The organism is Idiomarina fontislapidosi, assembly GCF_003226255.1.
In the GTDB taxonomy this organism is placed as follows: Bacteria; Pseudomonadota; Gammaproteobacteria; order Enterobacterales; family Alteromonadaceae; genus Idiomarina; species Idiomarina fontislapidosi.
The window spans coordinates 44,444-66,625 of the sequence record NZ_QJST01000011.1 but is presented as its reverse complement, the minus strand read 5'-3'; the positions used below and the strand labels follow the sequence as shown (position 1 = coordinate 66,625).

The window sequence follows — 22,182 nt, the reverse complement described above, 5'->3', positions numbered from 1 at the left end:
GCTAGCCTAACACAAAGGTCGACCCTTGTTTATTCAACCCGCGTATCGTCGTACGGCGATGCAAGAGCCCGAAAGTTGGCAACAACTCGCAAATGGACACTTAATAAAAGCCTGTGTGCAACAGCAGTTGGATGACTCGCGTAGCCATTGTCTTAACGGCGTTACCCTTACTTTAGGCAACTTAGCGCAACAATTAAATGTGAGCCGTTTTACTCTAGGTAAGCCTCTTCATATTTGCCAAGCCCCCCGACCCGCGATAGAGGGGCGCAAGGTGAGGGCGCATTACACGCACTTGCCGATAAAAAATGAGGCTATCGATACGCTCGTTTGCCCGTTTGTTTTAGATTTTGCCTCCGACCCACATCAAATCCTACGTGAACTATTACGTGTGTTGGCTGATGATGGAACCTTAATTTTGGCGGGCTTTAATCCATTAAGCCCGGCTATATTAAGTGGGTTATGGCGTAGTAAAAGTCACCCGTTTCCGTGGCAAGGGCGTTATTTTAGCAATGCTCGGGTCAAAGATTGGTTATCGTTGCTGGGCTTTAGGGTTGAACGACAACGCTATTTTATTGAGCATTTTTTAACGCAGCAGACGACAGAGACGGGCGGTCAAAGTGAGTGGCTCTGCCAACGTTGCCCTTGGTTAAGCGCTGGGTACTGGCTGGTTGCTAAGAAGTCATGCTATATAAAGCCACAGACCCACAAATTAAAGAAAGAACGACTAAACTTGACACAGGCGCTGCCTGCGGCGAGAGTAAAACAATCTGCAAATTGGCATTTTGAAGAGAGGTAACTATGGTAATCGATGCTAAAAAGCTTTGTCAGACAGCAAAAAACAATGTAAATGAAGTCACAACCGAACAACTGCAACATGCATTACGGGACGGTGCTCGCATCATTGATGTGCGTGAACCCGCTGAATATACACAAGGCCATATTCGTGAGGCGGTTAATATGCCACGTGGTGTATTAGAGATGCAGCTCAATCAGCATCCTGATGTCGCTGGCTACGATGATGCATTAGAGCGTATTGCAGAAAAACCACTGTACTTAATTTGTCGCACCGGTGGACGTTCAGCGCTTGCGGCCGAGAGTCTGCAACGTATGGGCTTTACCCAAGTCTACAGCGTTGACGGTGGCATGAATGCCTGGCAAGAGGAAAAACGTCCAGTCGTGGCCGGAGAAGAATAAGCACCGAGTTTATTCGGCGCTAAAACCTGCATCCACTGAGGTCGGGTTTTGTTCTGCTGCGGCGCGTGCAAGCTCGTCGCAGCGTTCATTTTGTGGGTGCCCCGCGTGACCTTTCACCCATTCCCAAGTGACATTGTGGCGCGCAATTGCCTGATCCAGCTGCTGCCAAAGGTCCACGTTTTTCACAGCTTTTTTATTCGATGTACGCCAACCATTGCGCTTCCATTTGTGGATCCACTGTTCAATACCTTGCTTTACATATTGACTGTCGGTCGTCAGAATAATGTCGCAGGCTCGGGTCAACGTTTGCAAGCCTTTTATGCATGCGAGTAGCTCCATGCGGTTGTTGGTTGTACATTGGAAACCACCGCTCAGTTCTTTATGGTGTTTCCCATATTCGAGTACCACACCATAACCACCTGGACCTGGATTACCCAAACATGAGCCATCTGTGAAAATATGTACTTTAGCCATGCCGCTCACTGTATATTGAACCTAAACCGCGATTATATCAGGAATCGAACACTATGCGTCAGATCGTTTTAGATACGGAAACCACAGGTATTAACCCGGACGAAGGACACCGCATCATTGAGATTGGCTGCGTTGAGCTGATTGACCGAAAGCCAACGGGAAATCATTTTCATGTTTATATTAATCCCGAGCGTGTGGTCGAGGACGAAGCTATTGCGGTACACGGTATTACGAATGAATATTTGGCTGATAAACCCGTTTTTGCGCAAGTCGCCGATGCCTTTATTGATTTTATCAAAGGAGCACAGCTAGTTATTCATAACGCGCCGTTTGACGTAGGCCATATGGACGCGGAATTTAGACGCCTTGGTAAGATGTATGGTAAAACCTATGATTACTGCGATGTGCTGGACTCACTACAATTAGCACGCGAGATGCGTCCTGGCCAGCGCAACAGTCTAGACGCTTTGTGCAAAGCGTTTTATGTTGACAACTCAGCACGTGAGCTACACGGCGCATTACTTGATGCTGAGATCTTAGCCGATGTCTACTTAGCCATGACCGGTGGGCAAACGGCGTTGAAACTGCATAATCAGAACCAAGAGAACGAAAATAAAGAGCCCGGCCAAATTGATCATCAAGCGATAAAAAATCGCCCCGAGCTAAAGGTTTTGCGCGCTTCAGCCGATGAAGAGGAACAACATCAACAACGTTTGGCGATTGTAAAATCTGAAGGTGGCGCTTGCTTGTGGCTCGATTCGTAATAATTGCATTTCTCGGATTCTTATCAGTATTTAGTGATTGTTCGTTAGCACAATCATCGAATGCAAAGGGTCAAACGGCTGAACAAACGTCGCAGCTAAATCTGATAAATGACCCTATGGCGAATCGTCTTCCTATCGAGGGCCAACGGTTTCGTATCGATGAGAATATTGACGAAATCACCTTGTTATTTTTTCGCGAGCGCGGCAGTTCTCCTCTCATCCTAATAAAACCTGATGGCAGTAAATGGTACGAGGCACGTCATCCAATCGAACAAGTGACCTGGTACACCAATGAAAACTTCGACATGATTCGCATCAAAGAACCGATGCCAGGTCCTTGGCAGGTCGCTGGACGAGTAGATGAAGAAAATGATGCGGTTATTGTGTCGGATGTTAAATTTAAAGCTGAACCATTGCCGTCTCCACTATATGAAAACGAACATATTAAGGTCGAGGGCACGCTTTATAATGGTGACTCTCCTGTAAAGACAGCGCGGTTTCATGAGACTGTTATTCTCGAAGTCTTATTTATAAGCACGAATAATGCAGATTTTGATAACTTCGGTGTTGATCCAAAGCGGATTGGTGAGTTCTCTGACAATGGCCGAGGCTATGATGAGTATTCAGGGGATGGTACTTTCACCAGTCGCTTTAAGCTAAATATCACACCAGGTGAGTACCTGCCGACATATGAGCTCACGACGCCGCTCTATGACCGCTCTTATGAAACTGAACCTGTCGTCATAGAGGCAAGTCCGGTTAAATTCGAAATGAAGCTGGCCAAGCAAGCCGAGCAAGATCATAAGTTAATCATCGACATCGATGATCAGCGAGTCGCACTTAAAAGCTTCGCTCTAAATGGTAAGGTCGACTTCCCCAACGGCGAAGAGAGAACATTTTCGTTATCGGAGGTGAACAAGAGTAAAGTCAGTGTGCCGATAGCAAACTTAGATTACGGCAAGCACTTAATCGACATGTCTGTCTTTGCGACTAACCAGCAGGGTCGCGAATTTGAATTGGTGATAGACGATTACAGTTTCATTGCCAACCGACCATCACCTCAACCGCTCTCGCAAGCTGAACAGTTAGCCGCGAAAAGATCAGCACTTGAGCAAGAGCGACTTGAGAAACAACGTCAGCGTGATGAACAAGACTCACAGCTCATAGCCAATATTATCGCGATCGTGTCGATAAACCTTGTTTTAGTGATATTTGGGGTGGGGATTATTTGGTACCTCAGAAAGCGTTCACGGGTTCCAAAGACCCCAAGCAAAGGCAAAAATGATTAAAAAGCGTCTGATTTGAACATTTAACAGTCAAACGAACGGAAAAATACAAAAATCTTTAAAAAAAGGGTTGACTGAATCGGTGGTCACTCGTAATATTCACGCCGCGTTGAGGGGGCAGCCCCCAACACAGTGACTTAGTGGAGCGGTAGTTCAGTTGGTTAGAATGCCGGCCTGTCACGCCGGAGGTCGCGGGTTCGAGTCCCGTCCGCTCCGCCATTAAGTCACGCACACTCTGAGAATGTGGAGCGGTAGTTCAGTTGGTTAGAATGCCGGCCTGTCACGCCGGAGGTCGCGGGTTCGAGTCCCGTCCGCTCCGCCACTTCTCAAAAATTAAAGTCCCATCAGGGGCTTTTTTTTTGCCTAAAATTTGCCTTCCCCTGCGCTAATCGAAAAAAAACGCCTTTTGAGCGTTAGATACTTGCTCCTGTTACAATATAACCATAAAGTAAACGCAATAAGACGACACAATAACAAGTTAGGAGATAACTATGCGTAAAACGCTCGTAGCCGTTGCTATCGGTACAGCGCTATCGCTTGCTGCATGCAGCGATGCTGAACAACAGAATCAGCAAAACACTCAACAAGCCGAAACCGCACAAGCGGAACAAGCGGGTAAAGATGTCAGCCAACAAAACCCATTTTTTGAGGCAAGCCCGCTGCAATATCAAGCACCTGACTTTGACGCAATTAAGTTCGAACATTTCGAGCCTGCGTTTGAGCGTGGCATGAAAGAGCACATGGAAGAAATCCAAGCGATTGCTTCTAACAGCGAAGAGCCGACGTTTGAAAACACGATCGTAGCGATGGAGAAGTCGGGCGCTATCCTTAATCGCGTGAGCGCGGTGTTCTTCAACTTGTCATCATCGAACAGCGACGATCAAATCCGTGATCTGCAAGTAGAGCTTGCGCCGAAAATGTCAGCGCATAGCGACAACATTTCATTAAACGCTGATTTGTTCGCTCGCATCAAGACGCTTTATGACAAGCGCGACTCACTTGATTTAGATACCGCTTCTTTGCGCCTATTAGAAGACACATATAAAAGCTTCGTACGTTCTGGTGCGCAGTTAAGTGATGCGGACAAACAGAAAATCCGTGACATCAACGAACAGTTATCGAGCTTGACCACTGAGTTCCGTAATAACTTGATGAACTTAACGCAAGAGAACGTGATTTACGTTCAAGACGAAGCCGAATTAGCGGGTCTGAGCGACAGTCGCATTCGTTCACTGGCAAACGCTGCTGAGAGCCGTGACCATAAAGGTGAATACGCTATCGTATTAACCAATACGACTCGCCAGTCGATCCTTGCCGAGTTAGAGAATCGCGAGTTACGTCAGCGTGTTTGGGAAGCGTCAGCAAACCGTGGTACCGGCAACACTGAGACGGACCAACGTCCACTGGTTAAAAAGCTTGTTGACTTACGCGCGCAAAAAGCCGATTTACTGGGTTATGACAGCTGGGGTGACTACACCTTAGAAACAAACATGGCAGGTAACCCTGAAGCTGCACAAGACATGCTACGCGACCTAGTGCCAGCGGTTGTGTCTAACGTTGAACGTGAAGCTGAAGAAATACAAGCAGCGATTGATGCCGATGGCAAAGACTTTGAATTGAAGCCGTGGGATTGGTTCTACTACGCTGAGAAAGTACGTGAAGCAAAATACGCAATTGATGGCGACGAAGTAAAACAATACTTCGAGTTCAACCGTGTATTAAAAGACGGTGTGTTCTATGCAATGAATCAATTGTTCGGCATCTCATTCGAAGAGCGTAATGATATCCCTGTATATCACCCAGACGTTGAAGTTTATGAAGTGTTCGACGTTGATGGTTCAAGCATTGGCTTGTTCTACGCTGATTACTATGCACGTGACAGCAAACGTGGCGGTGCTTGGATGAGCTCGTTCCGTAGCCAATCTGAGTTGCTTAATCAAAAGCCTGTTATTTTGAACAACATGAACATCACCAAGGCACCTGAAGGTGAACCGACCTTATTGAGCTTTGATGAAGTTTCGACCATGTTCCACGAAATGGGTCACGCGCTGCACGGCATGTTCTCTGATGTGAAATACCCATCACAAGCTGGTACCAGTGTGCCACGCGATTATGTTGAGTTCCCATCAACGTTCCAAGAAGACTGGACATTGAACCCGAAAGTGATTGCTAACTACGCAAAACACTACGAGACGGGTGAGCAAATCCCTCAGGAACTGCTCGACAAAGTATTGGCAGCACGTAACTTCAACCAAGGTTTTGATACGTTAGAATACGTCGCGGCTGCGTTGCTTGACCTTGAGTACCACACGGTATCAGCAGGTGATGATATTGGTGATGTCGTTGAGTTTGAGCAAACTGCGTTGGAAGAAAACGGTGTTGCAGTTGAAGCGGTGCCACCACGTTACCGTTCAACCTATTTCGCGCACGTTTTTGCAGGCGGCTACTCTGCGGGTTACTACGCGTACATGTGGAGTGAAGTGTTGGCGGCTGATGCATTCAAATACATGAATGACAACGGCGGTTTGTCACTCGAAAATGGTCAAGCCTTCCGTCGTGAGATTTTGTCACAAGGTAGCAGCAAAGATCCGATGCAGCAGTACATCGATTGGCGCGGTCAAAAACCAACCGTTGAAGCATTGCTTGAGCGTCGTGGTTTGACGGAACCAAAAGTTGACTAAAAACATTTAGTAAATCTTTAATCGATTGCTGTAAATAAAAGCCACTAGCGTTATCATCGCTGGTGGCTTTTTCATTTATTGGCAAGGACATTACACGCGATGGCAGAGAAAATTGTCGTAGTCGGAGGCGGTGCAGGTGGTTTAGAGTTGGCAACCCAATTAGGCAAGCAGTTGGGGCGCTCGGGAAAGGCAGAAGTTTTGCTGGTCGATAGGAACAGCACTCATGTATGGAAGCCGTTGTTACACGAAGTGGCTTCGGGCGCACTGGATTCTCGGTTAGCAGAATTGGATTACCGCGGACAAGGCGCGCGCTCAGGTTTTCGTTTTATCGTCGGAACCATAGCGTCGGTGGATAAAGAGAGCAAAACCATCACGCTCGCCGCGATAGAAGAAGAGGGCGAAGAAGTACTTGCCCCGCGCACCTTAAAATACGACAAACTCATTTTATCGGTCGGTAGTGTCACCGCTGATTTCGGCACGCCGGGTGTGTCCGAACATTGTTATTTCCTTGATTCAACGGCGCAAGCCGATGCCTTCCATCATCACCTACTCAATGAATTCTTACGCGTGAACCAAGCGCTTGAAGACGGCCATGACGTTACGCTTGATGTCGCTATTGTCGGCGGCGGAGCCACGGGTGTCGAGCTCGCAGCGGAACTTGTGCACTCAGTCTCACTGCTATCCATTTATGGGTTAGGGCACTTAACCCGTGAACGGCTTAATATTACCTTAGTCGAAGCAGGCAAGCGGTTGTTGCCGGCGTTACCGGAGCGTTTATCGCAGTCGGTACATAAGAAACTGAACAAGCTCGGGATTAAGGTCGTATTGGGTAATCCTGCAAAAGAGGCGCAGAAAGGGCAACTGCTCCTTAATGATGGCGAAACGATTAAAGGCGATTTGATGGTTTGGGCTGCGGGGGTTCGTGCACCGGACTTTTTATCGAAACTCGGGCTACCAACGCGCAAGAATAATCAGGTCGAAGTCGATAAATTCCTACAAGCAAAAGGTGCAGACTCAATCTACGCGATTGGTGATTGTGCCGCCTGTGCGTTGGATGACGAGCGTTTTGTACCGCCGCGTGCGCAGTCTGCACACCAAATGGCAGAATGCTTAAATACGAACATTCGCCGAATGCAAAAAGGCAAAGCCCCTAAGCCTTTCAAGTATAAAGATCGAGGCTCGCTGGTGTCATTAAGTCGCTTCTCGGCAGTAGGTAACTTAATGCAAAGTAAGAGCTTATCGATGTCAATTGAGGGAACCCTAGCGCGCTATGCTTACGCAAGTTTATATCGCATGCATCAGCGCGCTTTACACGGTTGGTGGAAGATGCTGTTGATTATCGCGGTAGATAAGCTGAATCATGCAGTGAAACCGCGTTTAAAACTGCACTAAGCATGTACTTGGCTAGCACGATAAGGCAGAATATTGGCTTAATGTTTAGCATGCAGTTTATCAATTAGGCGTTTAATGGCAGCAGATACCCCTTTTGTTCATTTAAGAATTCACAGTGATTTCTCGATGGTGGATGGGCTTACTAAAGTGAAGCCCATTTGTCAGCGTGTGGCTGATATGAATATGCCCGCGATGGCGCTCACCGACCAAATGAACTTTTGTGGGTTGGTACAATATTACGGAGCCGCTCATAGCCAAGGACTGAAACCGCTGATTGGCGCGGACTTGTGGGTGTGGGGTGAGTATCCCGAGGGTGAAATCTTTCGCCTGACCGCGCTCGCAATGAATAATGAGGGTTATCAGCAGATCATTCAATTGATCTCGAAAGCTTACTTACGGGGTCATGTACAGGGCAAACCCGTCATTGATAAAGCCTGGTTAGCAGAACATAACGAAGGCATTATTCTGCTTTCTGGCGCGCGCGAGGGCGATATTGGTCGCGCTTTATTAAAAGGGCATCAAGGGCCTTTAGAAGAAAGCCTCGCGTTTTATAAGCGGTATTTTCCCGATCGTTTTTACCTCGAGTTGATTCGCACTGGACGAGCCGAAGAGGAAGCCTACCTTCACAGTGCCGTGGTGTTGGCTGCCGAGCATGAGTTACCGGTAGTAGCGACTAACGAAGTCGTATTTCTAGAAGAAGAAAATTTCGAAGCCCATGAAATCCGCGTTGCAATTCATGATGGTTATCAGCTGGGTGACAAACGACGTCCGAAAAAGTATTCGCCGCAGCAGTACTTGCGCAGCGCCGAAGAAATGCACGAGCTGTTTGCCGACTTACCCGAGGCGCTAGAAAATACTGTTGAAATTGCTAAGCGCTGTAACGTGACTATTCGCTTGGGCGAATATTTCCTGCCCGAGTTTCCAACCGGTGACTTAACCGAGGGAGACTACCTCGTTAAGGTTTCCCGTGAAGGCTTAGAAGAACGGCTTGAGTTTTTATTTCCAGACGAAGCAGAGCGCCAAGCAAAACGCCCACCCTATGATGAACGTCTACAAACCGAGCTCGATGTTATCAATCAAATGGGATTCCCTGGCTACTTTCTTATCGTCATGGAATTTATTCAATGGAGTAAGGATAACAACATTCCAGTAGGTCCGGGACGAGGTTCGGGTGCCGGCTCACTGGTTGCTTACGCACTCAAAATCACCGATCTGGACCCACTCGAATTCGACTTACTCTTTGAACGTTTCTTGAACCCTGAGCGGGTATCCATGCCCGACTTTGATGTCGACTTTTGTATGGATCGTCGAGACGAGGTGATTGATCACGTTGCCGAACTCTATGGTCGCGATGCGGTATCACAGATTATTACCTTTGGTACTATGGCGGCTAAAGCATCGATTCGAGATGTTGGTCGTGTGCTGGGTCATCCTTATGGGTTTGTTGATGGGATCTCGAAGTTGGTGCCTGGCGATCCAGGTATGACCTTGGCAAAAGCCTTTGAACAGGTGCCTGAACTCGGCGAACGTTATGATGCCGATGAAGAAGTCAAAGAATTAATCGATTTCGCCCGTATTCTCGAGGGCGTGACACGTAACGCAGGTAAACACGCCGGCGGCGTAGTGATTTCGCCAACCACCATCACTGATTTTGCCGCATTGTACTGTGATGATGAGGGTAAAAACCCGGTTACCCAGTTTGATAAAAACGACGTCGAGTCGGCCGGTCTAGTAAAGTTCGACTTCCTCGGTTTGCGCACCTTGACCATTATTCAGTGGGCACTGGATATGGTCAACGCTCGCAAAAAAGAGGCCGGTGAGCCGCTAATCGATATTAATGCGATCAGTCTGACCGACAAAAAATGTTTTGATGTGCTGAAACGCGCCGAGACAACGGCGGTTTTCCAGCTTGAATCGGCAGGTATGAAAAAGCTGATTTTGCGGCTGTTACCGGATAGCTTCGAAGATATTATCGCTTTGGTTGCTTTGTTCCGTCCCGGTCCACTTGAATCGGGCATGGTTGATAACTTTATCGACCGTAAGCACGGACGCGAAGAAGTATCCTATCCCGATGCAACGTACCAACACGAGTGTCTTGAGCCTATTCTTGAACCGACTTATGGTGTCATCCTCTACCAAGAGCAGGTAATGCAGGTGGCACAGGTGATGGCTGGCTACTCATTAGGTGGCGCCGACTTGTTACGCCGTGCCATGGGTAAGAAGAAGCCAGAAGAAATGGCGAAGCAGCGTGAAGTGTTCCGTGAGGGCGCGCACAAGAACAATATTGATCCCGAGTTGGCGATGAAGATCTTCGACTTGGTAGAGAAGTTTGCGGGGTACGGTTTTAACAAATCGCATTCAGCCGCATACGCTTTGGTGTCATACCAAACGTTGTGGATGAAAACGCACTATCCTGCCGAGTTTATGGCTGCCGTGATGTCGGCGGATATGGATAACACGGACAAAATTGTTACCTTAGCCGATGAATGTGAACGCATGGGCTTAGTGTTACTGCCGCCGGACGTGAATAAAGGGGTGTACAAGTTTACAGTCGATGATGAGCAGCGCGTAGTCTATGGTATTGGTGCCATTAAAGGGGTCGGTGAGGCGCCAATTGAAGCCATTCTAGAAGCGCGTAACGAAGGTGGGCCATTTACCGACCTGTTTGATTTCTGCTGCCGTGTCGATTTAAAGAAGCTTAATAAACGCGTGCTTGAACGTTTAATTCGTGCTGGCGCACTCGATAATTTAGGTCCGCACCGTGCGAGTTTAATGGCATCGCTCGACAAAGCGATGCGTCAAGCGGTTCAGCACCGTCAAGCCGAGAGTATCGGACAAGCTGATATGTTCGGTGTGTTAACCACTGAACCTGATGCGGTTGAACACGAATTTGAGAGAGTTCGACCATGGCCAGAAGCCGTGTGGTTAGAAGGTGAACGTGAGACGTTGGGATTATACCTGACCGGTCACCCAATTAATCGTTTTAGAAAAGAGTTGCAGCATTATGTGGTGGGAACGCTGGCAAACGTTAATGAAACCCGCAAGAATGAATACGTGGGGGTCGCTGGGTTGGTGATCGATGTGCGTGTGATCACTAATAAGCGTGGTCAGCGGTTTGCGATTGTTACCTTAGACGATAAAAGCGCACGTATGGACGTGATGCTGTATAGTAACGAATACGAAAGTCATCAACATTTGCTCGAAAAAGACAGAATTTTGTGGGCAAAAGGTGAGGTACGATTTGATAACTTCTCTGGCAGTAATAGAATGGTCGCTAGAGAAGTAATGACAATTGAGCAGGCACGTGCCAGTTTCGTAAAATATCTGGCGATCACCGTGACCGGTGAGCAGATTGAAAAGGGAATGATCAAGCGTCTCAGCGAAGTGATGCGTCCCTCTGCACAAGGCACTTGCCCAGTAAAAATTCATTACCGAGGTGAACATGCGTTCGCATCGATGAACGTTGGGGCTCAATGGTATGTTGAGCCAACCGATGAACTGATACATCATTTACAGGATCTACTGGGTGAACAGTGGGTCACGCTCGAGTTTTAGAGGAAACATTAAATAATGAGCCTAAACTTTTTGGATTTTGAACAACCGATAGCCGAACTCGAAGCCCAAATTGAAGAACTAAAAAATGTTGGCGAACGTGGTGAGCTCGATATAAATATCGAAGAAGAGCTCAAAAGGCTTAAGCAGAAAAGCAAAGAGCTGACCGAAAAGATATTTTCGGAGCTTGGCGCTTGGCAAGTCGCGCAATTAGCGCGTCATCCGCTGCGTCCTTATACCTTGGATTACATCAAACGCATTTTTACTGAGTTCGATGAAATGGCGGGCGATCGTGCTTACGCTAACGACGAAGCTATTATTGGTGGTGTCGCGCGTCTTGATGGCAAGCCCGTGATGGTCATTGGTCAGCAAAAGGGGCGCGAGACTAAAGATAAAATCCGCCGCAACTTTGGTATGCCAAAGCCAGAAGGGTACCGTAAAGCCTTGCGCTTAATGGAAACGGCAGAACGTTTTAATATGCCCATTATTACCTTCATCGATACACCCGGGGCTTATCCAGGTATCGGTGCAGAGGAACGCGGTCAGAGTGAAGCGATTGCACGTAACCTTAAAGTGATGGCGCGATTGAGCGTACCTATCGTCTGTACGGTAATTGGTGAGGGCGGTTCCGGCGGTGCACTCGCAATTGGCGTGGGCGATCGGGTAAACATGTTGCAGTACAGTACCTATTCAGTAATCTCGCCAGAGGGCTGTGCCTCGATTTTGTGGAAGAGTGCTTCGAAAGCACCATTGGCTGCAGAGGCGATGGGCGTGACCGCAGATAAGAGTAAAGCATTAGGTTTGATCGACACCATCATTCCAGAGCCGTTAGGCGGCGCGCATCGCAATATGGATGAAATGGCTGCGCGCTTAAAAGCGCAATTAAACTCGGACTTAAGCGATCTGATCGGTCTTAACAAAGAACAACTGCTCGACCAACGCTATCAGAAGCTTATGTCATTTGGTTATTGCTAATCGCTGACTATGATCACCGAAACGCTGTATTCTAAATTTCAGCGCAGTATACAGCGACTTAATCTAACGCCTGGGCAGCAACTGGTTGTTGCCTTGGGCGGCGGTGCCGACTCTCAAACGGTACTCGATTGTTTGAACCGCTTTCGGCAAAACAATCCCCAATACCGCTACTTTGCGATCCATCTTGATCACCATTTCCATCCTGATTCACCGGCGTGGGCAAAGACCATTAAACAGAGTGTCGAAGCCTATGGCATTGCTGGGCACTTTGAAGATCTGACCTTTGCGCCGCAAAGCCGTGTATCTAAAGAGGCGATGGGGCGTGAACGCCGCTATCAACGTTTAGCCGAACTGACCGACGACAATGCGGTGATTTTGTTGGGCCAGCATCGCAACGATCAGATCGAAACGTTTCTACTGCAACTCAAACGTGGCAGTGGTCCGCGTGGGCTTGCCTCAATGGCAGAAGTGCAACCCTTCGTTGGCCAACGCAAGTTAGTGCGACCACTACTCGAGGTTAGCAAGAATGAGATCCTCGCATATGCTCATGCGAATCAGCTGATTTGGATCGAAGACGATACTAATTATGATACCCAGATTGAGCGCAATTATTTACGTCACGAGGTGGTGCCTCAACTCGAGCAACGTTGGCCACAATTTGGTCATAGCGTTTTACGCTCAGCATCACTGTGTGCCGAGCAAGATGCTCTGCTCGATGAGCTGTTAGCGGGGCGACTCAAACAGGCTTGGGTTAGGCACGCATGGTTGGGCACCGGGCTCGATTTGACCGAATTGAGTGGTTGTTCGGAGCCGTTGCAGCGTGCTGCCATACGGTATTGGCTTAGTTACTATACTGAATGCTCACGGATGCCCACGCAGGCTCAACTCAAAGAGATTCGACAGCAAGCGCTTTATGCAGCAATCGATGCTAACGTGGAGGTATGCTTGGGTTCTGCGAGTGTGTACACCTTTGACAACGCATTATGGTGGTTTCAGCATAGCGCCCAAGCCTCCGTGCTATCAGCCAGTGGTGCTTCGCTTGCTGAACCCTGGGGCTGTGTAAGATGGCAAACGCGAGAGAATGGCAAAATCGATAAGCCGATTGAATTGACGGATGTTGCCCAATTACTGACCTCACTTAAGTCAACAAAACTCTACCAGCCAAAAAGGCAGGGTGGAAAACCGTTACGCGCCTGGCTCAAGCAATCGCGAGTGCCTTGGTGGTTGCGCGATACGCTTCCCGTGCTTATCTGTGCCGAGTGGCTTTGGCTACCCATGTGTGGTTGGTTAACGGATTCAGCAACCAAAGACAACCCGCCGCTCACTATAACCGTTGATCATTAGGTAGATTGACCTGAGCGTCTAGACTGTCAAAAATATGTCGAGCGCCGCCAGCGTGTTTGGCAATGTACATATTGTCATCGACCTGATTTAATACCTGCTCAACACTCAAGTAAGGTTGCAAACGCACCGACCCCGCACTGAGTGTAATACCGTACTTACTTATCAATGAGTGATTACAGAGGCGTTGTTGCATGCGCTTAAAAATATCATGCGTAAGGCGCAGCTCGGTGTGCGGCATAATGAGCAAAAACTCGTCGCCGCCAAACCGTATTACGAAATGATCCGGATCAACTTCTTCGCTTATAAGCGATGCGATTTCCTGTAAAATTTCATCACCCACTTCGTGTCCTTCGCGGTCGTTGACGTGTTTAAAGTTGTCTAAATCAACCATCATCACTGTATGCTGCTGTTGATGTGCCGATTTAATTAGCTTAGTCAGTCGTGGTTCTATAATGGTTCGGTTATATAGCTGTGTCAGTGGATCGCGCGATGCGAGTTGGCTCATATGTTGAAATGCCAACAAGTTACGCAACGGAAAAACCAGATGCGCGTGCACTTTTTTAAGTCGCAGTTTTTGTAGAAACGATAACGGCTGTAAAAATGTGTAGGTAACTTGGCCAAGCAGTTGCTCATCCGCATAAACCAACACGGCATGTTCAGTGGCGGTCGGCCCGTCTTGGATGAGTACACGGTGGTTTAATGACTCACTCTCAAAGTGAATTTGCTTGATGGGTATGCGTGTATTTAAGTGTGAGGCGTACAACGCAAAAAACTCGCCTACATCCAATGTGGTTTGTAGACGTTCAGCGAGTGAACGCGATCTTTGCCAGTCTTCACGACGGGACAAGTGACTCGATAGCTTTTGTGGCATGCTACATTTAACACTGCTTTTGAAATTCGTTTTACTTAACATGTCGACACTTTATTTTTAATAATGTTTTATTAAGCAAGACTTGTGCCAAAAAATAAAAAATCAACGGATAACAAGAACTTAAATCAGTAAACTGATTGTCATCTAAACAGTGTTATTATTTTGACAGGATCCGCACACAAATAAGGAGATATCTATGTACGGCACTTTTGCCAGTCTACTGATGTTACTCGCAGTGGCCGTTGTCTTGGTATGGGCGTTTCGCCGTATCAAATTACCTGCAATTTTAGCGTATTTAACCGCTGGTGTGATTGCTGGACCCGATGTGATGGGGTGGATCGCTGATCCGAACGAGTATCATCTGATCGCAGAACTTGGCATTGTGTTGTTGCTCTTCTCTTTGGGGTTAGAGTTCTCCTTACCCAAAATGTTAGCCATGCGGCGCTGGGTATTTGGTTTAGGCTCCGCTCAGGTGTTGGTGTCACTTGCACTCTTCATGGGGCTTGGACTCTGGTTGTTGGACAGCTCAACAGCGGCGCTTGCGGTCGCAGGAGCGTTGGCGCTGTCGTCAACGGCCGTGGTGATTAAGCAATTAAGCGAGAGTTCACAAACAGCAACCCGACGCGGTCAAATGACAGTGGCGGTGTTGCTGTTTCAAGATATCGCCGTGGTGCCATTGCTGATTGCGATCCCGTTGCTGGCAGGTCAAGGCAGTGAGAACATTGTGTATAGCTTACTGTTTGCGCTTCTCAAAGGCGCCGCGGTCATCACCGTGTTGATGCTGATAGGCAAGTGGGTGCTTCCTTTTCTGTTCCGCGAAATTGCGCGCCAACGCACCGATGAGCTGTTTGTCTTAGCAACCTTATTAGTTGCGCTCGTGGCGGGCGGTTTGACCCATTTGTTTGGTTTATCAATGGCGCTTGGCGCGTTTCTCGCTGGCATGATGCTGGGTGAGAGTAAATATAAACACCAGCTCGAGGCGGATATTCGCCCGTTTCGTGACATCCTGATGGGCTTATTCTTTACAACTGTTGGCATGCAACTATCACTGCATGCGGTGGTGTTTGAGTTTCACTGGATAGTCGCCACCTTGGTGGTCATGGCACTGGTTAAAATCACCTTAATTCAAGCGGTCGCGCGTGCAATGGGTGAGCATCGCCGCGATGCCTGGGCGAGTGCGGTATCACTTTTCCAGATGGGGGAGTTTGGCTTTGTATTGGTGTCATTGGCGGCATCATACGGCCTATTAGAGCCCAGAATTAGCTCGATCTTGATCGGTGTCGGTGTGTTGAGTATGGCGATGACCCCGTTAGTGATTCAGAAGTTACAGCCATTAGTCGCTTTCCTCGCACATGATGAGGCTGACTCTTCGGGAATCCATACGGATCCCTCGGATGAGCCACAAGCCCCTCCAGCACTGATTTGTGGCTTCGGGCGTGTCGGTCAAACCGTATCACGCTTCTTAGAGGCTGAGGGTATTAAACACGTGGCTATCGATAATGACCCGATGCGCGTGCAAGAAGCTGTGGCCGGGGGCGCTAAAGTGTACTTTGGTGACAGTGCGAAACGCGATATTTTGCGCGCCGTGGGTGCGCAACACGCACCGCTGATCATTATTAGTTACGCCGATGATAATTACGCGATAAAAACTCTAAAAGAAATTCGAGCAATGAACGAAGATGCCTTTATCTTGGTTCGGAGTCGCGATGATAGTCGCTTAACCGCATTACAAGATGCGGGAGCCTCGCAGGTCGTACCCGACACCCTTGAGGCGAGTTTGATGTTGATTTCACATGTATTGAATCGCTCAGGTGTGCCAATCCGTCGTATTCTGACTCGTTTAGAGCAAGAACGTCGCAACCATTATGGTGACATGCACGGTTTCTTTCCCGGCTCGCATACCGATATGGACCCCGAGCGACTTGAGAAACTCCAGTTCTTACATGCAGTACCGCTGCCACAGCATGCGTGGGCAGTGGGTAAATCGGTCGAAGACTTGGACTGGAGCCAACGCAATGTCGAGCTTAAGGCAATACGCCGCGATGATGTCGAAGTGACTGATTTAACCGATCAAATTGAATTGGCTGTTGATGACGTGGTGTTACTGAGTGGGAAACCGGCTGCCGTTGAGGCGGCGGAACGTTGGTTACTCGAGGGGTAACAAGGGCTGCCCCGATGTTTGTAATAGTCCGTTACAACTTAGGGGCCGAAACTCATAAATAGCAACACATCTGTGCTAACAATTTACATTTATTACGGCGATAATAAGGCTATAACAAAATATTCTTAACCAATTGACTGAGCGACAATTATGAAGATTAAGAAAAGAGCCCTTGTCCCACCGATGATTATCGTTGTGTTTATCGCGCTGGCCGTGCTAGCAGGGATGTCAGGTAAACCCCCAGAGAAGAAGCAAAATATGAAACCTGCACCGATGGTGGAGGTGAAGCAAGTCCAACCCGAGAACATGACGTTTATTGTCGACTCGCAGGGCACCGTGCGACCAAAGCACAGTACCCAGCTGTTGTCAGAGGTTAATGGTCAAATTATTGAAGTTGCCGATAACTTTAATGCGGGTGGCTTTTTCAGTAAGGGCGACATGTTGTTACAAATCGACCCGAGTGATTACAAAGTCGCGGTGCAGCAAGCACAAGCACAGCTGTTGCAAGCGCAGGCTGCACTTGAGGAAGAAAAAGCACGCGCACGAGTCGCCGAAGAAGAATGGGCGATGTTTAAAGATGGCGATGCGCCTGCGTTAGGTTTGCGTAAGCCACAATTAGCCAGCGCCTTATCAGCGGTTGAATCTGCAGAAGCGAATTTAGCCATGGCAGAACGCAACTTAGAGCGCACCACTATCCGTGCACCGTTCGACGCTATCCTACGTTCTAAGCAAGCGGATTTGGGTCAGTTTGTTGGCTCGGGTAGCCAAATTGCGATGTTGTTCAGCACCGGCACGGCTGAAGTTCGTTTGCCGTTGAGTGACTTAGATACCACCTATCTTGAAATGCCGAGTGAAGGCAAGCAGCCAAAGGTTTACTTGCAATCTATGGTCAACGGTATCAGTACCGACTGGCAAGGGCGTTTGGTTCGCACCGAAGGCGTATTGGATGAGAACAGTCGTGTAGTGTATGGCGTTGTCGAAATTAACGATCCGTATAACCTTCAAGGCAACACCCACAACGCGCCGTTGCGTTTTGGTCGCTTTGTCGATGCCAAAATTGAAGGTCAGTCAGTCTCGAATGTCATGAGCGTACCCACCTACGCGATCAACCAAAATAGCTCGGTATGGGTTGTAGATGACGAACGTGTCCTCAAACAACGCAAAGTGCAAGTGATTCGCACGCAGAGCAATGATTCCATTATTAGCTCGGGTCTCGAGCGAGGCGACAAAGTGGTGTTGACGCAGCTAGCCAATCCGCTTCCGGGTACGCCTGTGCGTCTTGAAGGTGACCCATTGCCGTCGCAAATGGAATCGACCGCACAAAAACAACAAGAAAATGGCGAAAGCAAGCAGTCTGCTGAATCAGAAAGCAGCGAAGCTGGTGATGAGCAAACTGCGAGCAATGCGAACCGCTAAGAGGTCATGACAATGAGTACTGAAGATACTAATAAAGGTATTATCGCATGGTTCGCGCGCAACTCGGTTGCCGCTAACCTGCTGTTATTCCTGATTGTTGTTGCGGGCGTAATGTCGATATTTAGCGTTCGCAAGCAAATGTTCCCAGAAATTACCCTCAATGTGATTAGCATTCAGGTACCTTTCCCTGGCGCGGCGCCGCAGGAAGTCGAGCAGGGCGTTATCATGCTCATCGAAGATGCGCTTGAAGATGTCGATGGCGTTGAAGAGATGACATCACGCTCGCAAGAGGGGTTAGGCTCGGTAACGATTGAAGTGGAGCCCGATTACGATGTTCAGGTCGTGATGGATGAAGTTAAAATGCTGGTTGATGCCATCCCTAACTTCCCACAGCAAATTGAAAAGCCGAATATCTATCGTGTTCGCCCCAATCGTGACGTAATTTGGATGACGGTTTACGGTGATGTCACCGAGCGTCAGCGTAAAGAACTCGCGAAAGAAGTGCGTGACGACCTCAAGCAAATTGGTGGTATTACTAAAGTTGAAGTGGTTGGTGCACGCGGCTATGAAATCGCGGTAGAGATATCGCAAGAAGACCTTGAGCGCTACGGCTTAAGCTTTCAACAAATTGTTAATGCAGTACGTGGTACCTCACTCGATGTGGCGGGTGGCTCAATTAAAACCCCTAACGGCGATATCTTGCTACGTGCAAATAACCAAGCCTACGTAGGCGATGAATTCGAAAAAATCGTGTTGATTAGCCGTCCTGATGGCACTCGATTGACGTTGGGCGACATTGCTCAGGTCAGCGATGGTTTTGTCGAGACCGAAGCGTTTACGCGTTTTGATGGCAAGCCAGCGACCTTTGTGCGTGTTAACTCCGTTGGCGATCAGAACGACCTTAAAATCGCTGAGGTGGTAAAAAACTATGCGGATCGCAAAAACGCCTCGCTGCCTGATGAAGTGAACGTTGCCTATTGGGGTGATTCATCATATTACCTGCAAGGCCGTCTTGACCTCATGTTAAATAACATGTGGATGGGTGGTTTGTTGGTGTTCCTGATGCTATCGCTGTTCTTACAATTGCGCTTAGCCTTTTGGGTGATGATCGGTATTCCCGTGTGTTTCCTTGGCACGATCGCGCTGATGCCGTTACCGATGTTCGATGTATCGATTAACATGATTTCGTTATTCGGCTTCATATTAGTGCTCGGTATAGTCGTGGATGACGCCATCGTAATAGGCGAGAGCGCCTATACCGAGATCGAGGAAAAAGGTAAATCGATAGACAATGTCGTGCGTGGCGCGAAGCGCGTTGCGATGCCAGCGACCTTTGGTGTACTGACCACCATGGTTGCCTTTGTACCGATGCTGATGGTTGATGGCGGTATGGGCGCTATTTGGGAGTCCATTGCCTGGGTTGTCATTCTGTGTCTTATGTTCTCATTAATTGAGTCTAAGCTGATATTGCCTGCGCACATCGCCAATATGAAGTACTCAAAAGATGGCACCGAGAAGCCGAATGCATTCCAACGTTTCCGTAATCGTTTTGCATCGTCTATCCAACGGTTTGTGCAAGGGTATTACCGTCCGTTCCTGAAAAAGTGCTTGCACTATCGTTACACGACATTAGCGACCTTTTTCGGTATGTTGATTTTGATGATTGGTCTGATTAACGGCGGTATCGTGCGTTGGGTATTCTTCCCGGACATTCCGAGTGACTTTATCCAGGCAAATATTGAAATGCAGCCGGGCACCTCGGAAGAACGCACCATTGAAGTATTAAAAGCAGTCGAGAACGGTCTCAACACCGTCGATGAAAGTATTGCTAATGAAGAAGGTTCAGGGGTTGTTCGTCATACCAATATCTGGATGAACGGCAACACGGGCGGTACTATCTTCGCAGAGCTCAAGAAAGGTGAAGAGCGTGAAATCGACGGCTATGCGATTGTCAATAAATGGCGCGAGAACGTGCCAGAGTTGGCGGGGGTTCGTACCGTTAACTTCCAAGGTGGTATCGGTGGTGGCAGCGGCTTCGACATTGAGTTTCAGCTAACAGGTCAGAATCTTGACCAGCTGAAATCTGCAGCAGATGAGCTCAAGCAAGTCATGTCGACCTACGATGGTGTGTTTGATATCGAAGACACTTTTGGTGATGGCAAAGACGAGATCTTGCTAAAAACCAAGCCGCTTGCAGAGGCGATGGGTATTGACTTAGGCGAGCTAGCGACGCAAGTACGTTATGCGTTCTATGGCGCCGAAGCGCAGCGTATCCAGCGCGGTGACGAAGAAATAAAAGTCATGGTGCGGTATCCGGAATCGCAACGTCAGTCGGTGGGTAACTTGCAGGACATGAAGTTACGCACAGCGGATGGCGGCGAGATACCCTTTACCGAACTTGCCGAAATCGAGTACTCGAAAGGCTATGACACCATTACACGTATCGATCGTCAGCGTTCAGTTAACGTCAGAGCGCGGGTTAACAAAGATGAAGTAGAACCCTCGAGCGTCGTACAAGAAATCCGCGATGTGAAGTTACCGGAAATCTTAGAGCGTCACCCGAGTGTTGGCTTTGGCCTGCAAGGTGCAACGCAAGATGAAGCTGAAGCAACCAGTTCACTGGCGGTCGGCGGTGTTGTAGCGATGTTCGCCGTGTATGCTCTGATGGCAGTTCCATTGCGGTCATACAGCCAGCCATTGATCATTATGTCAGTGATTCCATTTGGTGTGATTGGTGCCGTACTGGGTCACTGGATTCTTGGTATGCCAGTGAGTATCTTGAGTTTGTTCGGTATTATCGCCTTAGCGGGTGTTGTGGTGAACGACTCCCTCGTTATGGTGGATTACGTAAACCGTGCGCGAGAAGCGGGTACTCAGCTCCGTCATGCGGTGCTAGACGCTGGCTGTCGTCGTTTCCGAGCCATTACACTGACTTCACTCACCACGTTCTTTGGCTTGTTACCAATCGTGTTAGAGAAGTCACTGCAGGCGAAGATCGTGATCCCAATGGCTATCTCTTTGGCGTTCGGTATTATTTTCGCAACGATTATTACACTGTTGCTGATTCCATGTCTGTATCTCATCTTGGATGATGCAAAACGTAATACGCAAACCATGCTGTCTTGGTATGGGCTGGCAAAGCCGCCAGAGCCTAAACAAGAAACAACCGAAGAAGCACTGAAAGATTACTAAATCAGTGCCTGTTAGAAAGCCGAGCCTCAGCGCTCGGCTTTTTTATGTCAGTCACTCCAATCAACGTGAGTAAATTTAAATTGCGCTCATAAATATTGTCATAAACTGTTAACATAAGGTCATTAAGGTAGGCACAATCAACGGGCGTGGGGATGCTATGCTGTTATCAGTGATCGACATCATTGTTTTGCTGTTCTTTTTTACTTGCTGGGTCGGCTACTCTCTATTTGCACGCAAACGCGCACGAACCACCCATTGCTTATCGAGTATTTTGTGTGAGCTACGTATCGATTGGATGCGCAACGTGATGCACAAGGATAACCAAATTGCCGATGCGTCATTGATTGGTAATGTCGAACGCACTGTCACCTTTTTTGCTTCCTCAACCATTTTAGTTTTAGCCGGTGTGATCACCGTGCTGGCGCACGCTGATCAGGTCGTGAACGTGCTGAACGAATTGCCTTTGACGCCCGCTACCCACGTCAATATGGTGCAATTTAAACTGGCGGTATTAGCACTTATTTTTATCTATGCCTTTTTTAAGTTTACCTGGTCAATACGGCAGTTTGGCTTTGTGTCAGTGTTGCTGGGTGTAAGCGTAAATTACCAACAAAATCAACGCCCGGAAGAAGAGCGCGAAGAGTTTGCTCGTCATGCGGCGAAGGTACTCGACCAATCGGGCCATGAATACAACAAAGGCCTCAGAACCTATTATTTCGCGCTTGCTTATATGTCGTGGTTTTTACATCCCATCATGCTGGTGTTATCGAGCGCGATCGTCGTATGGGTGTTGTACCGCCGCGAATATAAATCACGGGTGTTACGTGATTTGCTAGCAACAAAAGGGTTTGTCCCCGGGAAAAAAGTGAAGGAGTAAGAT

General features: G+C 48.2%; 15 protein-coding genes and 2 tRNA genes. 15 read left to right on the top strand and 2 right to left on the bottom strand.

What is annotated here, in order from left to right:
* Positions 1 to 25 precede the first annotated feature (25 nt).
* Together DFP83_RS10960 and DFP83_RS10955 are read left to right on the top strand one after the other, a co-directional pair.
* Positions 26 to 796: a class I SAM-dependent methyltransferase gene (locus DFP83_RS10960; RefSeq protein WP_110575665.1), complete on the top strand. Its 771-nt coding sequence runs from the start codon at positions 26 to 28 to the stop codon at positions 794 to 796.
* Between the two features lie 2 nt (positions 797 to 798).
* Positions 799 to 1,194, top strand: coding sequence for a rhodanese-like domain-containing protein (locus DFP83_RS10955; protein ID WP_110575663.1), 396 nt, complete (start codon positions 799 to 801; stop codon positions 1,192 to 1,194).
* Positions 1,195 to 1,203: 9 nt separating this feature from the next.
* On the opposite strand, the gene rnhA is transcribed toward DFP83_RS10955, so the two are convergent.
* Positions 1,204 to 1,668 carry a ribonuclease HI gene (rnhA, locus tag DFP83_RS10950; RefSeq protein WP_110575661.1) on the bottom strand — a complete coding sequence of 155 codons (465 nt, stop codon included), beginning with the start codon at positions 1,666 to 1,668 and terminating at the stop codon, positions 1,204 to 1,206.
* A gap of 53 nt (positions 1,669 to 1,721) precedes the next feature.
* Between rnhA and dnaQ the strand changes: the two genes are divergently transcribed.
* The 9 genes from dnaQ (at position 1,722) to tilS (ending at position 13,662) form a co-directional block, all read left to right on the top strand.
* On the top strand, positions 1,722 to 2,432 hold the full coding sequence (gene dnaQ / locus DFP83_RS10945) for a DNA polymerase III subunit epsilon (RefSeq protein WP_110575659.1): 711 nt from the start codon (positions 1,722 to 1,724) through the stop codon (positions 2,430 to 2,432).
* Positions 2,417 to 3,721: a TIGR03503 family protein gene (locus tag DFP83_RS10940; protein WP_241971634.1), complete on the top strand. Its 1,305-nt coding sequence runs from the start codon at positions 2,417 to 2,419 to the stop codon at positions 3,719 to 3,721. The genes dnaQ and DFP83_RS10940 overlap by 16 nt, the downstream gene beginning before the upstream one ends.
* A gap of 139 nt (positions 3,722 to 3,860) precedes the next feature.
* A tRNA-Asp gene (locus DFP83_RS10935) sits at positions 3,861 to 3,937 on the top strand.
* A 26-nt stretch (positions 3,938 to 3,963) separates the two neighbouring features.
* A tRNA-Asp gene (locus DFP83_RS10930) sits at positions 3,964 to 4,040 on the top strand.
* A gap of 169 nt (positions 4,041 to 4,209) precedes the next feature.
* Positions 4,210 to 6,399 carry a M3 family metallopeptidase gene (locus tag DFP83_RS10925; protein WP_110575657.1) on the top strand — a complete coding sequence of 730 codons (2,190 nt, stop codon included), beginning with the start codon at positions 4,210 to 4,212 and terminating at the stop codon, positions 6,397 to 6,399.
* A 99-nt stretch (positions 6,400 to 6,498) separates the two neighbouring features.
* Complete coding sequence (locus tag DFP83_RS10920) at positions 6,499 to 7,791, top strand: NAD(P)/FAD-dependent oxidoreductase (protein WP_110575655.1); 1,293 nt, start codon at positions 6,499 to 6,501, stop codon at positions 7,789 to 7,791.
* A 75-nt stretch (positions 7,792 to 7,866) separates the two neighbouring features.
* Positions 7,867 to 11,346, top strand: coding sequence for a DNA polymerase III subunit alpha (dnaE, locus tag DFP83_RS10915; protein ID WP_110575653.1), 3,480 nt, complete (start codon positions 7,867 to 7,869; stop codon positions 11,344 to 11,346).
* 15 nt (positions 11,347 to 11,361) lie between these two features.
* Positions 11,362 to 12,318, top strand: a complete 957-nt coding sequence (gene accA, locus DFP83_RS10910; protein WP_110575651.1) for an acetyl-CoA carboxylase carboxyl transferase subunit alpha — start codon at positions 11,362 to 11,364, stop codon at positions 12,316 to 12,318.
* 9 nt (positions 12,319 to 12,327) lie between these two features.
* Positions 12,328 to 13,662: a tRNA lysidine(34) synthetase TilS gene (tilS, locus tag DFP83_RS10905; RefSeq protein ID WP_110575649.1), complete on the top strand. Its 1,335-nt coding sequence runs from the start codon at positions 12,328 to 12,330 to the stop codon at positions 13,660 to 13,662.
* On the opposite strand, the gene DFP83_RS10900 is transcribed toward tilS, so the two are convergent.
* Positions 13,643 to 14,575, bottom strand: coding sequence for a GGDEF domain-containing protein (locus tag DFP83_RS10900; RefSeq protein WP_110575647.1), 933 nt, complete (start codon positions 14,573 to 14,575; stop codon positions 13,643 to 13,645). The two genes, tilS and DFP83_RS10900, sit on opposite strands and share 20 nt — an antisense overlap.
* A gap of 154 nt (positions 14,576 to 14,729) precedes the next feature.
* Here DFP83_RS10900 and DFP83_RS10895 point away from each other — a divergent pair, with 154 nt between their 5' ends.
* The 4 genes from DFP83_RS10895 (at position 14,730) to DFP83_RS10880 (ending at position 22,179) form a co-directional block, all read left to right on the top strand.
* Complete coding sequence (locus DFP83_RS10895; RefSeq protein ID WP_110575645.1) at positions 14,730 to 16,694, top strand: monovalent cation:proton antiporter family protein; 1,965 nt, start codon at positions 14,730 to 14,732, stop codon at positions 16,692 to 16,694.
* Positions 16,695 to 16,844: 150 nt separating this feature from the next.
* Positions 16,845 to 18,110, top strand: a complete 1,266-nt coding sequence (locus DFP83_RS10890; RefSeq protein ID WP_110575643.1) for an efflux RND transporter periplasmic adaptor subunit — start codon at positions 16,845 to 16,847, stop codon at positions 18,108 to 18,110.
* 12 nt (positions 18,111 to 18,122) lie between these two features.
* Positions 18,123 to 21,302, top strand: a complete 3,180-nt coding sequence (locus DFP83_RS10885) for an efflux RND transporter permease subunit (RefSeq protein ID WP_110575641.1) — start codon at positions 18,123 to 18,125, stop codon at positions 21,300 to 21,302.
* Between the two features lie 157 nt (positions 21,303 to 21,459).
* Positions 21,460 to 22,179 (top strand): DUF599 domain-containing protein, encoded by a 720-nt coding sequence (locus tag DFP83_RS10880; RefSeq protein WP_110575639.1) that lies wholly within the window; start codon positions 21,460 to 21,462, stop codon positions 22,177 to 22,179.
* Positions 22,180 to 22,182: the final 3 nt, after the last annotated feature.